The organism is Streptomyces sp. WMMB 714 (genome assembly GCF_900090125.1).
Lineage (GTDB): Bacteria > Actinomycetota > Actinomycetes > Streptomycetales > Streptomycetaceae > Streptomyces > Streptomyces daqingensis.
On sequence record NZ_FMHJ01000003.1, the window covers coordinates 268,128 to 282,126 of the forward strand.

The 13,999-nt window shown below is 72.9% G+C and carries 12 protein-coding genes and 1 riboswitch; of the genes, 10 read left to right on the forward strand and 2 right to left on the reverse strand.

The window, feature by feature from the left end; all coding sequences use genetic code 11:
- Nucleotides 1-249: 249 nt before the first annotated feature.
- The 7 genes from pcaH (at nt 250) to H181DRAFT_RS06590 (ending at nt 8,064) form a co-directional block, all read left to right on the forward strand.
- The gene (gene pcaH / locus H181DRAFT_RS06550; protein ID WP_045863273.1) at nt 250-1,020 is read left to right on the forward strand and encodes a protocatechuate 3,4-dioxygenase subunit beta; all 771 of its coding nucleotides are present in this window, start codon (nt 250-252) and stop codon (nt 1,018-1,020) included.
- The gene (pcaG, locus tag H181DRAFT_RS06555; protein ID WP_045863274.1) at nt 1,017-1,601 is read left to right on the forward strand and encodes a protocatechuate 3,4-dioxygenase subunit alpha; all 585 of its coding nucleotides are present in this window, start codon (nt 1,017-1,019) and stop codon (nt 1,599-1,601) included. The genes pcaH and pcaG overlap by 4 nt, the downstream gene beginning before the upstream one ends.
- Nucleotides 1,602-1,740: 139 nt before the next feature.
- Nucleotides 1,741-3,291, forward strand: coding sequence for a lyase family protein (locus tag H181DRAFT_RS28285; protein ID WP_078895576.1), 1,551 nt, complete (start codon nt 1,741-1,743; stop codon nt 3,289-3,291).
- 33 nt (nt 3,292-3,324) lie between these two features.
- The gene (locus H181DRAFT_RS06575) at nt 3,325-4,164 is read left to right on the forward strand and encodes an alpha/beta fold hydrolase (RefSeq protein ID WP_045863275.1); all 840 of its coding nucleotides are present in this window, start codon (nt 3,325-3,327) and stop codon (nt 4,162-4,164) included.
- Between the two features lie 203 nt (nt 4,165-4,367).
- Entirely contained in the window at nt 4,368-5,285 is a 918-nt protein-coding gene (locus H181DRAFT_RS06580) for an oxidoreductase (protein ID WP_045863276.1), read from the forward strand.
- A 288-nt stretch (nt 5,286-5,573) separates the two neighbouring features.
- Nucleotides 5,574-6,449: a response regulator gene (locus H181DRAFT_RS06585; protein ID WP_074467739.1), complete on the forward strand. Its 876-nt coding sequence runs from the start codon at nt 5,574-5,576 to the stop codon at nt 6,447-6,449.
- 229 nt (nt 6,450-6,678) lie between these two features.
- Nucleotides 6,679-6,856: riboswitch (cyclic di-AMP (ydaO/yuaA leader) on the forward strand.
- Between the two features lie 5 nt (nt 6,857-6,861).
- A complete protein-coding gene (locus H181DRAFT_RS06590; protein WP_045863277.1) occupies nt 6,862-8,064 on the forward strand; it encodes a transglycosylase family protein in 1,203 nt (400 codons plus the stop codon).
- 180 nt (nt 8,065-8,244) lie between these two features.
- On the opposite strand, the gene H181DRAFT_RS06595 is transcribed toward H181DRAFT_RS06590, so the two are convergent.
- Complete coding sequence (locus tag H181DRAFT_RS06595; RefSeq protein WP_045863278.1) at nt 8,245-9,909, reverse strand: thiamine pyrophosphate-dependent enzyme; 1,665 nt, start codon at nt 9,907-9,909, stop codon at nt 8,245-8,247.
- A gap of 107 nt (nt 9,910-10,016) precedes the next feature.
- Entirely contained in the window at nt 10,017-11,516 is a 1,500-nt protein-coding gene (locus tag H181DRAFT_RS06600; protein WP_078895539.1) for an MFS transporter, read from the reverse strand.
- A gap of 131 nt (nt 11,517-11,647) precedes the next feature.
- Here H181DRAFT_RS06600 and H181DRAFT_RS06605 point away from each other — a divergent pair, with 131 nt between their 5' ends.
- The 3 genes from H181DRAFT_RS06605 (at nt 11,648) to H181DRAFT_RS06615 (ending at nt 13,857) form a co-directional block, all read left to right on the forward strand.
- Nucleotides 11,648-12,418 (forward strand): IclR family transcriptional regulator, encoded by a 771-nt coding sequence (locus H181DRAFT_RS06605; protein ID WP_045863279.1) that lies wholly within the window; start codon nt 11,648-11,650, stop codon nt 12,416-12,418.
- 81 nt (nt 12,419-12,499) lie between these two features.
- Nucleotides 12,500-13,231 carry a M23 family metallopeptidase gene (locus H181DRAFT_RS06610; protein ID WP_045863515.1) on the forward strand — a complete coding sequence of 244 codons (732 nt, stop codon included), beginning with the start codon at nt 12,500-12,502 and terminating at the stop codon, nt 13,229-13,231.
- 218 nt (nt 13,232-13,449) lie between these two features.
- The gene (locus H181DRAFT_RS06615) at nt 13,450-13,857 is read left to right on the forward strand and encodes a hypothetical protein (RefSeq protein ID WP_045863280.1); all 408 of its coding nucleotides are present in this window, start codon (nt 13,450-13,452) and stop codon (nt 13,855-13,857) included.
- The last annotated feature ends 142 nt before the right edge of the window (nt 13,858-13,999 follow it).

The following is a 13,999-nucleotide window of genomic DNA, read 5'->3' on the forward strand; positions in this document are numbered from 1 at the left end:
TCTCCCTCACGCCCGAGGTCCGTCCCGGCGGGTTCCATGGGTGTACCGACTGATCGTGTACTGAATGATTCTCCCCGGCGCAAGGCACCGGGTGTCGAGGGGCATCCCGCGTTTCCGCTGCTATTGACGCATCTGTTCCACAGTGGCAACGTCAGCAAGACCTCGCAGAAATACTCAGCACACTGAGCAATTCTTGCGCAGAGTGCCCGTCCCGGTGTCCGTCCGCAAGGACCGACAGGAGTACGTCCCATGCCTCTCAGCCAGCAGGACATCGACCGTGAAGTCGCCGAGCTGCGCGACGCGTACGAGAAGTCGCGTGCCGCCGGAGCACCCGCCGCGCGTCACCCCGCACGGAACTACGCGCCCTACCGCAGCAGCGCACTGCGGCACCCCCAGCAGCCGCTCGTGCCCGTGCACGGCGATCCGGAGACCGTCGAACTGCACACGCCGGTGTTCGGCGCGACAGACGTCACCGACCTCGACCACGACCTGACCCGGCAGCACCACGGCGAGCCGCTGGGCGAGCGGATCACCGTCTCCGGTCGGCTCCTCGACAGCGCGGGCAGGCCCGTGCGCGGTCAGCTGATCGAGCTGTGGCAGGCCAATTCCTCGGGGCGCTACGCGCACCTCCGCGACCAGCACCCCGCACCGCTCGACCCCAACTTCACCGGCGTCGGACGCACCCTGACCGGCGACGACGGCAGCTACACCTTCACGACGGTCAAGCCCGGCGCGTATCCGTGGCGCAACCACGAGAACGCCTGGCGTCCCGCCCACATCCACTTCTCACTGTTCGGCAGCGCGTTCACACAGCGGCTGATCACGCAGATGTACTTCCCCAACGACCCGCTGTTCGACCACGATCCGATCCTCCAGTCCGTGACGGACGAGTCCGCACGCCAGGCACTCGTGGCGACGTACGACCACAGCCTGTCCCAGCCGGAATGGTCGCTGGGCTACCGCTGGGACATCGTCCTCGACGGACCGTCCGCCACCTGGTTCGAGGAGGGCCGCCGATGACTTCCCCGCAGCCGACCCCGTCGCACACGGTCGGGCCCTTCTACGGCTACGCCCTCCCCTTCCCCGGCGGCGGCGAGATCGTCCCGGCGGACCGTACGGACGCCGTCGTCCTGCACGGGCACGTGTACGACGGGGCGGGGGCCCCCGTCCCCGACGCCCTGCTCGAGATGTGGCAGGCGGATCCGGACGGCGACCTCACGGGCGCTCCCGGTTCGATGCGCCGCGACCCCGTCGACGGCGGGTTCCTCGGGCGCAACGGCGTCGACTTCACGGGCTTCGCCCGCGTCGCGACCGACGCCGCCGGCCACTGGAGCATCCGCACGCTGCCGCCCGGCGCCCGCCCGGGTCACGCCCCGTACATCAGTGTGTGCGTCTTCGCGCGCGGGCTGCTGCACCACCTCTTCACGCGCGTGTACTTTCCACAGGACGCCGAAGCACACGCCGCGGACCCGCTCCTCGCCTCGCTCGCCCCCGTCCGGCGCGAGACCCTGATGGCGACGGCCGACCGGGTCACCGGCTCGTACCGCTTCGACATCCGGCTGCAGGGCGAGAAGGAGACGGTCTTCCTTGACTTCCAGTGACGCGGACGCAGACGCGGAAGCAGACCCCGGCTCCCGGCACGCCTCCGGGCCGCTCCCGGACGACGTCGGCCTGCTCGCTCCGGTACGGACGGGCCCGGGCGCCGAGTCCGCCTCCGGCGACGCCGCGGTGCTCCAGGCGATGCTGGACGCCGAGGCCGCGCTGACCAGGGCGCAGGCGGCCCTGGGGCTGGCCCCCGCCTCGGCCGCGTCGGCGGTCTCCGCCGCCGCGCGGGCCGAGCGCTTCGACGTCCGCGGCCTGGCGCTGAGGGCACGCTCCGGCGGCAATCCGGTGATCCCGCTCGCGGCGGACCTCGCCGACGCCGCCGGGCCGGACGCCGGCGCCTACGTCCACCGCGGCGCGACCAGCCAGGACATCCTCGACACGGCCCTCATGCTGGTCGCGGCCCGCACGCTGGACGAGGCGCTGCCCGACCTGGAGCGCACGGCACGCGAGCTGGCCATGATCGCGGCGGAGCACCGCGACACCCCCCTGCCGGGACGGACGCTCACCCAGCACGCCGTCCCCACCACCTTCGGGCTGAAGGTCGCGGGTTGGCGCAGCCTCGTACTCGACGCGTACGACCGGCTCGCCGCCGCCCGCGCGGACCTGCCGGTGCAACTCGGCGGAGCCGCGGGCACGTTGGCGGCCTTCGCCGCGCACGCCGAGGCGGACGCGGCCGTAGCGCGCGACGCGGCGGCGGAACCGGACGGCTCACGCGACGCGGACGGCCGGAGCGCGACGGACGACGCCCCGGGTCCGGCGGCGTCCCCGGGCCCGGCGGCGTCCGGCACACAGGCAGAAGTCGCCTCCGGCGAACACGACGGCGGGGACGTCGGGTTGCGGCTCCTGGCCGCATTCGCGCGTGAACTCGGCCTGGCGGAGCCCCGCCTTCCGTGGCACAGCCTGCGCACGCCCGTCGCCGACCTCGGGTCCGCCTGCGGCTTCGCCTGCGCGGCCCTGGGCAAGTTCGCCGCCGACGTACTGGTGCTCTCGCGCAGTGAGGTCGGGGAAGTCGGCGAGGGCGGCGGAGGGACGTCCTCCGCCATGCCCCACAAGGCCAATCCCGTACGGGCCACCCTCATCGCCGCCGCCGCACGCCAGGCCCCCGCACTCGCCTCCACGGTGCTCGGCTGCCTCACCGCCGAGGACGAGCGCCCCGCGGGCGCCTGGCACGCCGAGTGGCAGCCGGTGCGCGAACTGCTGCGGCTCACGGGCGGCGCGGCGCACGCCGCCGCCGAACTGGCGGAAGGGCTGCAGGTCTTCCCCTACCGCATGCACGAACACCTCGCTCTCACCGAGGGGTTGATCGTCAGCGAGCGCTTCACCGTCGCCCTGGGCCCGCTGCTGGGGCGCGCACGCGCGCGGAAGCTGCTCGACGCCGCCTCGCGGAAGGCCGTCGACGAGGGAATCACCCTGGACGAGGCGCTGGAGGAAGAGGAGCCGCGACTGCCGGAGCTGCTCTCCAGGGAACGGCTGCGCGACCTCACCGACCCCACCCACTACACCGGCTCGGCGGGCCCGCTCACCGACCGGGCTCTCCGCCGCGGCCCGGCGGGCGTCCCGCAGGACGGAGCGGCGGGGGACAATCGGCGGATGAGAGAGACCCGGCAGCACGGCGAGCCGGACAGACCGCACGACGCCCGCCGCCCCGGCGGTTCCGCCGGCGCGGCGGACACCGGAGCGCGGTGAGACGCCATCCACAGCATCCCCGGAGACTTCCCCGTGCCCGCTCCCGTCCTGTTCGAGTCCCATCCGCTGCCGTATCACCGCGTGGACGGGCCCGCCGACGGCCTGCCGATGATCCTCGGCCCCTCGCTGGGCACCTCGCTCGCCGTCTGGGAGCCGCAGCTCCCCTCCCTGATCCGCACTCACCGCGTACTGCGCTGGGACCTGCCGGGACATGGCGCCTCGCCCGCGGAGCCCATGGCCGGCTCCTCCAGTGAGCTGATCCCGACCGACGGCAGCGCGACGGTCGCCGACATCGCCGAACTGGTGCTGCGCGCCGCCGACGCGCAGGGGTGGGACGAGTTCGCGTACGCGGGCGTCTCGCTGGGCGGAGCCGTCGGGCTGCACCTGGCGCTGCACCATCCGAAACGGCTCACCGCGCTGACGATGGTCTGCTCCGCGGCGCGCTTCGGCGACCCGGCGGCATGGAAGGAGCGTGCCGCGTCCGTACGGGAGAACGGCACGGAGGCGATGGCCGCCTCACGTCCCGGCGTGTGGTTCGCGCCCGGTTTCGAGAGCACCCCGCGCGGCGCCGCGCTCGTCGAGGATCTGCGCTGGTGCGAGTCCGCCGGCTACGCGGCGTGCTGCGACGCCCTCGCCGTCTTCGACCTGCGGCACCGGCTCGCCGAGGTGACGGTTCCCACGCTGGCCGTCGCCGGGCGCCAGGACCCCGCCACGCCGCCCGCGTACGCCCGGGAGATCGCGGACTGCGTCCCCGGTGCCGCCCTGGTGGAGGTCGCGGGCGCGGCCCATCTCGCCACAGCCGAACGCCCCGACGCGGTCACGGCCGCGCTCCTCGTCCACCACGACTGCCTGCCGGGCGCGACGCAGTGGTGACCGGCTGATCCCACCGCTCGGGGCGGCGTGCACCCTGCCGACGGCTGACCGTACGGACCGCTGACCGCACAGACCGCTGACGGGACGGGCCGCTGGCCGGACGGGCGGCGGAACAGCCGAACGCCGCGCCCCGGCTCACCCGGACTGCGAGGGCGCGCGACGCTCTCTCGCGCTCAGGGGCCGCCCGCCATACGCTGATTCGCATGAGCTGGACTGCGCGCAGCATCCCCGACCAGAGCGGCCGCACCGCCGTGGTGACCGGCGCCAACAGCGGCATCGGCTACGTCACTGCGCGCGAACTGGCCCGGCGGGGGGCTCGCGTGGTGCTCGCGTGCCGCAGCGAGCAGCGGGGCGCCGCCGCCCTCGACAGGCTGCTCTCGCAGGTCCCCGAGGCACAGGCCGAGCTGCGGCTTCTGGATCTCGCGGACCTCGCGTCCGTGCAGGGCTTCGCCGAGGCGCTGCCGTACGAGCGGATCGACCTGCTGATCAACAACGCGGGCGTGATGGCGGTGCCCTACGCACGCACAGCGGACGGCGTCGAGACGCAGTTCGGGGTGAACCACCTCGGTCACTTCGCCCTGACGGGGCTGCTGTTGGAGCGGCTGCTTGCCGCCCCCGGCGCCCGCGTCGTGACCGTCTCCAGCATGGCGCACGCGCTGTCCAACATCGACATCAACGACCTCAGCAGTGAACGCCGCTACCGCCCCATGCTCGCCTACGCCGCGTCGAAGACGGCCAACCTGCTCTTCGTCCGCGAGCTCGCGCACCGGGCGGCCCACAAGGGAGTCGATCTGACGGTCGCCGCGGCCCACCCCGGTTACGCCGCGACCGAGCTCCAGGTCAGAGGGCCGCAACTGGCCGGGAGCGCGCTGTACGAACGTCTCGCGCGGCTCAGCAACAGGGTCTTCGCCGCCTCCCCCGACCAGGGCGCGGCGCCCTCGCTGTACGCCGCCACCGCGCCGTACGTGCACGGCGACTCCTTCTTCGGACCCCGCATCCTCGGCGTACGCGGCGGCCCCGGGATGTCGTGGCGGGCCTCCTGGGCGCGCAACGACATCGCCGCGGGCCAGCTGTGGGCGGCTTCCGAGCGTCTGACGGGGGTCACCTACCGCGGCCTGTGACTGCCGGGACGGTTCGCGGCGAGACGCACGGCTGACTGCCGGGACGGTTCGCGGCGAGACGCACGGCAAGAGGCAGGCGGGAGGCACCGCCCTTGGTCCGCGGCCGCGCTGTCGGCCATAGTGGCCTGCGTCCGGGATCGAAGCCGCGTGCGGTGTGCCATCGCACAGCTCGCCCCGGACACGCCCCGGGCGAGCACAGTACGTACGCCCTGTCGCACCGCGCGGCCGGCAGCACCCGGCGACACCCGCGTCCGGGCGCAGGGAACGGCGCAGGAGAGGAGGCGAGCGGTGATCCGCGTACTCGTCGTCGACGACGACTTCATGGTCGCCCGGCTGCACAGCGCGCTCGTCGAGCAGGTCTCCGGGTTCGAAGTCGCGGGAGCCGTGCACAGCGGAACCGACGCTCTCGCCGCCGTACGGGAGCTCCGCCCCGATCTGGTGCTGCTGGACATGTACCTGCCCGACCTGCCCGGCCTCCAGGTCCTGCGCGAACTGCGCGGCGGCGCCGACCCCGAGGAGGGGCCAGACGTCCTGGTCGTCACCGCAGCCCGGGACGCCGAGACGGTGCGCGGGGCGAAGCGCGGCGGAGCCGTGCAGTACATCATCAAGCCCTTCGAGGGACAGCTCCTGAAGGAGCGCCTGCGCAGGTACGCCGAGCACCGTGCCGCTCTGGCGACCCTGCACGCGCCGCAACAGGACGACGTGGACAGGCTGTTCGACGAGGGAGCAGGCAGCGGGGCCACGCGGGCGGCCCCCGGCGCACCCGGCGCCGCCGACCCGGACCGCGCTGCCGCGACCGGCAGCGCGGCTCCCGGGCCCTACGGCCACGGGAGCCCGGCAGGCGGGGCCGCCCCCGCCAGGCTTCCCAAGGGCCTGACCGAGCAGACGGCGCGGCTCGTGCGGACGGCCCTGGAGGCCGGCACCCGCGGAGCGGGGGTCTCCGCCTCCGAGTGCGCCGCCCGCAGCGGCCTCTCCCGGGTCAGCGCCCGGCGCTACCTCGAGCACTTCGTCACGGCCGGCACGGCGCGCGTCACCCTCCGGTACGGCACGACGGGTCGGCCCGAACGGCGCTACCACCCCCTGGGGGCGGCGGAACGGGGTTCCGTTTCCGGCTCCGGACGAACGGCGGAGGACAGCGTGATTCCCACCACAGACAATTCGTGAGCAGCGTCACACGAATATCCCGGCCGTACGGGGGCTCTGTTCAATTCCCCAGTTCAGCAAGGCGACTTGGCTGTTCATGCGCCGGTAGGTGCCCTATTCAGTGATCTTTTCCTTCTGAGACATCTGTCTGCTTTCTTGTGGTCGCGAATTCCTTCTGCTTAACGTGCGGTCGCCACCGCGACTCCGGAACGGTGGCCCCGCCGCCGGGACGCCGAATCCTGCCGCCCGGCACGGGCAATCACGCAATCCCGGCGGCAGGAGTGGGGGAACCAGGTAAGTGCCGTACGTGGCTGGTCGCACGTACGGCTAGGGGTGAAGCCGTACGCGAACGCCCCCTCGTGTTCGCGTGGGCCGGGCAACTCCAGCCCGAATCCGACAGCTCACCTCGCAGGCGTAGGAGAGGAACTGCCCTATGTCCGGACGCGGTCGTCACCGTCGTCAGTCCAATCGCCGCATCACGCGGAGAATGTCGCGTGCCTCGCTCGCCATCACCGCGGGCGGCGCCGCGGGTATCGCCCTTCCACTCGTCGGCACGGGCAGCGCCCACGCCGCTTCGGTGAGCACCTGGGACAAGGTCGCCGAGTGCGAGTCGTCGGGCAACTGGTCCATCAACAACGGCAATGGTTTCCACGGTGGCCTGCAGTTCACCCAGAGCACCTGGTCGAGCTACGGCGGCACCAAGTACGCGCCGCGCGCCGACCAGGCGACCAAGGACCAGCAGATCGCCATCGCCGAGAAGGTGCTCGAAGGGCAGGGCCCCAAGGCCTGGCCGCTGTGCGGCCCGAAGGCCGGCCTGACCCAGAACAGCGGGGCCCCGGACATCTCGCCCGACAGCGAGTCCGGTTCGCAGTCCTCGCAGAAGGAACAGCAGAAGCCGAAGCCGAAGCCCGAGAAGGACAAGGCCGAGAAGGACAAGGCCGAGGACGCGTCGGAGTCCGAGCCGCAGGGCTCGCGTTTCCACACCGTCTCCCGCGGTGACACGCTCTACCGGATCGCCACCGACGAGAACGTCGACGGCGGCTGGAAGAAGCTCTACGACGCCAACCGCGAGACCGTCGGCTCCGACCCGGACCTGATCCTGCCCGGCCAGAAGCTGACCCTGAAGGGCGGCGGCAAGGCGAAGCCCTCCGCCGACAAGCCCGCCCAGGACTCCGGCGCCACGGCAAAGAAGTCCAGCGCCACCGAGTCCTCCGCGGAATCCGGCTCCCAGGGCGGCTTCTCCGCTCCCGTGAGCGGCGGCACGAGCACCCCGTACGGGGCGTCCGGCAGCAGCTGGTCCAGCGGCAAGCACACGGGTGTCGACTTCTCGGCCTCCACGGGCACCGGCGTGAAGGCCGTCTCGCCCGGCATCGTCGTACAGGCCGGCTGGGGCGGCTCGTACGGCAACCAGGTCGTCATCAGGCACGACGACGGCAAGTACAGCCAGTACGGGCACCTTTCCTCGGTGTCCGTCCGTGCCGGCGAGGAGGTCTCCGCGGGCGAGCAGATCGGCGCCGTCGGCGCGACCGGCAACGCCACGGGCCCGCACCTGCACTTCGAGGTCCGCAACGGCCCCGCGTACGGCTCGGACGTCGACCCCGTCGGCTACCTGCGCCAGCACGGCGTCGGCCTCTGACGCCACCGGACGCACCCGGAGCGCGGCCGCCGGCGGCACCGCACACCGCAGGGGCGGCACCCGCACGTGTCACGCGTGCGAGTGCCGCCCCTTCGGCCTGTCCGCGCCCCTCCCCCGGGCATCCGCCCGGCCGCACCCGGACGTTCGCCCGGCGCTCCCGGGCGCCCCTCACCCCCGGCGTCAGGGCTGGAAGTGCTCGTCCGCCGCCACCTCGACCTCCAGCACGAGCGGACCGCTTCTGTCCGCCAGCTCCGGCAGCAGCCCCTCCAGTTCGGCCCGGAGCATGGCGTGGTCGCTCACGCGGCGGGCGGGGCAGCCCAGAGCGCGGGCGGCGGCGGCGATGCCGACCTCCTCGAACGCGGGCCAGGGCGCGGAGCGTCCGGCCTTCTCCGCGAGCCGGTCCATGATCGCGTACCTGCCGTTGGCGAGGACGACGAAGAGGACGCCCACCCGGTAGTGCGCGGCCGTCCACAGCGCCTGGATCTGGTAGAGCGACGACCCGTCCCCCACCACCGCCACCACGGGACGCTCGGGCGCTCCCATCCGCACGCCCACGGCGGCCGGCAGCGCGAACCCGAGCGCGCCCATCGCCGCGCTGAGGAAGCCCAGCGGTCGGCGTGCGGGCACGAGCGCGTGCAGGTCCGGCCGGCTCGACGGGGTCTCCTCGACCAGCACCGTCTCCGGCGGAAGCAGCCGGGCCAGCTCGGCGAGGACGTGCGCGGCCCGCAGCGGCCCTCCCTCAGCGGGCGGAGGCGGCGGAGCCGGCCTCTCCCGCCGGGGCCGCCGCCGCTGCGGCGCCCGCCCGGCACCGGCGACGCCCGCGGAGGGCCCGCCGCCCGCAGCGGGCTCTGCCACGCCGTCCGCACCGGCCGCGTCCGCCAGCGCCTCGCAGAACGCGGGCAGCCGGGCGACGACGGCCAGTTCGACCGGGGCCCGGCGCGCCTCCGCCGGGTCGTCCGTGACGAGCGCCAGCCGCGTGCCCGGCCCGGTCAGGGCTCCGCTCTCGTAGGGGTACTGGCGGAACACGGGAGCGCCGACCGTCAGCACCAGGTCGTAGGGGGCAAGCACCGCCCGCAGCCTCGGGCGGTCGGCCGGCAGGTGCCCGGCGAAGCGGGGATGGTCCTGCGGGAAGCCCGCCCGCGCACCGAACGACTCCTGCCACACGTCGCAGTCGAGCCGTCCGGCCAGCGCCGTCAGGGCCTCCCAGGTGACGGGATGGTCCGCCCCGGCGCCCACGACGAGTGCCGGGGCGGATGCCGAGCCGAGAAGAGCGGCGACCTCACCGGCCGCCGCGGTGTCGGCGGCGGCCGGCAGGCGCAGCTCCTCCGGGGCGGGGAGCGGCAGGCTCTCGGCGGGCCGCGCCCAGTCGTCCATGGGCACGATGACGAGGGCGGGGCCCCGCATCGTGCGGGCGGCGTGCACGGCTCTGGCGAGGGCGCCGGGGACGTCCTGCGCGCGGGGCGGCGTCTCCGTCGTCACCGGGTAGTCGCCCGCGAGCTGCTCCAAGCGCCCCGCGAGGAAGGGCTCCTGGACCAGGTGGCGCCGGTCCTGCTGACCCACGATCACCACCAGCGGCGCCTTGTTGACGCGCGCGGTGGACAGGGCGCCCACGGCGTTGCCCAGCCCTGCGGTGGTATGCAGCAGGGCGAGGGCGGGGGCGTCCCGTGCGAGGGCGTATCCGGTGGCCGCGCCCACGACGGAACCCTCGTGGAGCGCGAGCACGAAGCGGATGTCGTCGGGGAGGCCGGCGAGGAAGGGCACCTCCGTGGAACCGGGGTTGGCGAACACGGTGGTCAGGCCGTACCGGCGCATGACCTCCAGGGCGGCCTCACGGACGGTCTGCATGGCTGCGGGTCTCCTGGTTCATGGTGCGGCTGCGGTCCGCGTCCACGGCGGGACGGCACGTCGCGGTACGGCGGGGGTCGGGCGCCGTCCGCGAACGCGCGGGCGGGTCAGGCGTCGGACGGCGGCCGGTAGCGGACCTGCGTGAGGATGCAGAAACCGACGACGACGATCACCGCGTCCATCCACACCGCGGCGGCCCACCCGCCGGTCTTGTCGCGGAGCACGCCGCTGATCGCCGGGGAGAGCACGGCGCCCATCTCACCGATGAGGTTCTCCATCCCGAACGCGGAGCCGCGCAGCCGGGGCGGCGCCAGCTCGGCCGTCAGCGCGTGGCCGACCGGCTGGAGGGCGTTGAAGAAGAGGCTCGCGGTGAACAGCAGCAGTCCCATGATCCACAGGGACGGCCGGGCAGCCGCGCTGAGGTACCAGGCGAAGGCCAGCGTCAGCACGGCCTGGACGCCCGTGAAGGTCAGCATCATCCCCTTGCGTCCCCAGCCGCGGCGCAGCCCGTGGTCCGAGAGCCAGCCGCCCGCGGGGAAGCCGAGGATGCCGGCGCCCGCGTTGAACCCGGCGGTCAGCGCGGCGTTCATGAACGAGGAGTCGGCCGCGCCCGCGACGATGGAGACGGACCAGAAGCTGAAGAACCACAGGTTCCAGAGGATCGCGATGTTGCAGACGTACAGCAGGAACAGGTCGCGGTTCTTGACGACCGGACCGATCTCCGTGCCCTTGCGGGCCAGCGCGAAGAGCACCAGACCGACGGCGAGGGCGACTTCGAGCAGCGCGACCCACAGTTCGGACAGTCCCGCGCTCGTCCCCAGCCAGTAGACGGCCATGACGAGGCCCAGCGAGACGGCGGCGTACGCGCCCAGGTGCAGCGTCGCCCGGGACAGCCCGGAGAACGTCAGATGCGCGCGGAACCACCACCCGACGACCACGGCCACCACGACGGTCGCCAGCCCCAGCACCCAGAAGACCATGCGCCACGCGTCGACGTGCGCCAGGAACAGCTCGCCGAACTCCACCAGTTCGGGGGTGAAGACGATCGCGATCGTGATGCCGATGGACAGGCCCGTGATGACGACGCCCATGGCCAGGCTGCGGTCGCGCTCGGGCGTCGTCGCGGTGATCAGCGTCCGGTCGTTCGAGTAGAAGGCGCCCTCACCGAGACCCGTGACGACGCGGACGACGATGAACGCGACGAGACCGCCGACGAAGCCGGTGAGCAGCGTCGCCACGCCCGCCCACAGCAGGCTGACGACGATGAGCGTCCGGTGGCCGTAGCGGTCGCCGAGGTAGCCGCCGGGGAACTGCGTGAGCATGTAGCCCGCGAAGAAGAGACCGCCGACGAGGCCGCCGAGGGCGTGGGGGTTCTCCGCGTCGGCGAGGAACCCCACCCCGTTGTCGATCATCCAGGTCACCACGGGGCCCGTGACCGCCCGGTCCGCGGCGCTGACCGTCCAGCCGAGCAGCAGCAGAACCCACAGGGTGTGCCACGAGCGCCACCGGCGGCGCCCTCCCGGCTCCCCGGTGTCCGTGGTCTCCCTGGTCTCCGCGCCCTCCGTGCCCTGCTCGGCCGAAGAGGGGTCTCCCGGTACGGCTTTCATGGGTTCTCCGGTTCTCCGTGGCTGTTGGTGCTGTGACGGACGCCCGGGCCGCGAACGTGGGGGGACGGCAGGCGGGGCCAAGCTAGGCACACGCAGCGGTCGGCGGAACATGAGAGCTAAACTTTTCTGCTATGCCGAACGATTCGAACGGTTCCGACGACGCCTACGCCGCCAGCTCCGTCGGCAACGCGCTGCGGACGCTCGTCTTCCTGCGGAGCCGTCAGGACGCCCGGCTCACCGACATCAGCGACCACCTGGGAGTCGCCCGCTCCACCGCGCACCGTCTGCTGACGACGCTGCGCGGCCACGGCTTCGTCGAGCAGGAACCCGCCGGCCGGCGCTACCGCCTGGGGCCCGTCCTGCTCGGCCTCGCCAGGGGCCCCGTCGACGAGCCCGCGCTCCTCCGCGTCGCGCGTCCCCACCTCGTCCGGCTGCGCGACACCGCGGCCGAGACGTCCAACCTGCTCGTCCTCGACGGCCCGGACTCACGCTTCGCAGACGGCGTCGAAGGCCCCCACCCGCTGCGCGTGGGTACCCGCACCGGCGACCGCGTCCCCGCCTACGCGACCGCGGGCGGCAAGGCGCTGCTCGCCGAACTCCCCCCGGAGGCCGCACGCACGCGCTACCGCCGCGGACTGCGGCGCCTGACCCCGGCCACGCTCCCCGACGTGAACGCGCTCCTGGACGACCTGATCGCCACCCGCGCCCGCGGCTACGCCCTCAACATCGACGAGAGCGTCAGCGGCGTGCACGGCGTGGGAGTTCCCGTCCACGACCGCTACGGCACCTGCGTGGCCGCGGTCACGGTCTCCGCGCCCAGCACGCGCATGGACGTGGCCCGCGCCGCCGAACTGGCCCCGCTGCTGCGGCAGACCGCCGAACGGTTCGGCGCGGAGCTGTAGCCGTGGCGGCCGGGGCGTCGCCTGCCCGGGTCTCTGTACGGACGAGACCCCCGACGTGGCGGGCCCGCCTACGATGTGGCCATGGCAGGTGAACCGGCGTCACCGAGCGCGTGGGCCGGGGCGATCGAGGTCTCGCTGCCCTTCACCGGGCGGTGGCGCGTCGAGAACAGCCCGGCCAGGCGCGTTCCGAGCCACGGGACCGACATGTTCGGCGGGCGGTACGCCATCGACTTCGTCGGTGTCGACGAACGCCACCGGACAGCCGGCAGCCGCAGCTGGCGGACTTTCCTCGCCACGGAGCCGCCGGACCTGTTCCACGCGTTCGGCCGGCCGGTCTCGGCCCCCAGGGACGGCACCGTCGTCGCCGTCCACGACGGCGAACACGATCACGAAGCCCGCCGGTCCCAGCCCGCGTTGGTGCCGTACGCGCTGGGCCAGGCCGCACGGGTCCGCCGGGGGGTGAACGCCGTCGCGGGCAACCACGTGGTCATCTCGGTCCCGGACAGCGGCACTTACCTCCTCCTGGCGCATCTGCGGGCCGGGTCGATCAGCGTGTCCGCCGGCGAGAAGGTCGTGGAGGGCCAGTACGTCGGCGACTGCGGCAACTCGGGCAACTCCACCCAGCCGCATGTGCACATGCAGGCCATGACCAGTGCCGATCCGTCCACCGCACGGGGTGTCCCGATGCTCTTCCGGCGGTTCCGCGAGTGGCCTTCGGGTCCTGGCCACCCCACGGTCAGGGAGCGGGCGGTCCCGGGTGAGCGCACGGTCGTGCAACCCCTGCCGACACCGACGGCGACACCCGGACGCTGAGCACGTCTACGCGTTCGCCGTACGCCCGTCACGCCGGGGCCGTTCTTCCGCTGCATCACGGGGAAGAAGGGCGGGAGCAGCACAAGCCAACGTCCAGGAGCCCCTCACGCTGAGGCAGCGCGACAGCAACGCCAAGTGGCCTTCACTCAATGGAGCGCCGGTGGCGCTCGCACGGCGGCTCCACGGGGACCTCCACGCCACTAGACTGACACCTCGGCATGATTGAGGCGAAGCAACTCACGGGGGTGGAAATGGACTTGGCCTTCGGCGAGCTGGCACTTGCGGCATTGGGCGGTGCCAGCGGAAGCCTGAGCGAAGCTGTCGTGACTGATCTCTGGCAACGGCTGCGGAGCCGGTTCTCTGGCAACGAGCCCACCATCGCGGCTCTGGAGACGCGGGACAGCGATGATCAGGCTGCCCTCGCTCTACTGAGCGAGGAGCTGCGCCGCGAGGCTGCGGCGGACCCGGAGTTCCGGCGCGAGATGGAAGATTGGTTGTCCCTTCTTGGGCAGCCTGCGGGTACAACCGTCAATGCCGTACGGGACTCCCAGGGCTTGAACGCGCCGGGGGCAACGTTCAACAGCGAAGTACACATGTCCTTCGGTCGGCCTGAGCAAGCGCAATGACGGCGGAGCCGCCCGAGGCCTCTCCGGAGGCAACAGCCAACAGGGTCGTAGGCTCTACGGGCCTCAACGCTCCAGGGGCAGAGTTCCACGCTGCCGTCAACATCAACGTAGGTACCGGCCTCACTGCACCCACGCCTTCCTT

Coding starts and splice junctions, on each gene's coding strand:
- pcaH (WP_045863273.1), top strand. CDS start 250: ATGCCTCTCAGCCAGCAGGACATCGACCGTGAAGTCGCCGAGCTGCGC.
- pcaG (WP_045863274.1), top strand. CDS start 1,017: ATGACTTCCCCGCAGCCGACCCCGTCGCACACGGTCGGGCCCTTCTAC.
- H181DRAFT_RS28285 (WP_078895576.1), top strand. CDS start 1,741: ATGCTGGACGCCGAGGCCGCGCTGACCAGGGCGCAGGCGGCCCTGGGG.
- H181DRAFT_RS06580 (WP_045863276.1), top strand. CDS start 4,368: ATGAGCTGGACTGCGCGCAGCATCCCCGACCAGAGCGGCCGCACCGCC.
- H181DRAFT_RS06590 (WP_045863277.1), top strand. CDS start 6,862: ATGTCCGGACGCGGTCGTCACCGTCGTCAGTCCAATCGCCGCATCACG.
- H181DRAFT_RS06595 (WP_045863278.1), bottom strand. CDS start 9,909: ATGCAGACCGTCCGTGAGGCCGCCCTGGAGGTCATGCGCCGGTACGGC.
- H181DRAFT_RS06600 (WP_078895539.1), bottom strand. CDS start 11,516: ATGAAAGCCGTACCGGGAGACCCCTCTTCGGCCGAGCAGGGCACGGAG.
- H181DRAFT_RS06605 (WP_045863279.1), top strand. CDS start 11,648: ATGCCGAACGATTCGAACGGTTCCGACGACGCCTACGCCGCCAGCTCC.
- H181DRAFT_RS06610 (WP_045863515.1), top strand. CDS start 12,500: ATGGCAGGTGAACCGGCGTCACCGAGCGCGTGGGCCGGGGCGATCGAG.
- H181DRAFT_RS06615 (WP_045863280.1), top strand. CDS start 13,450: ATGATTGAGGCGAAGCAACTCACGGGGGTGGAAATGGACTTGGCCTTC.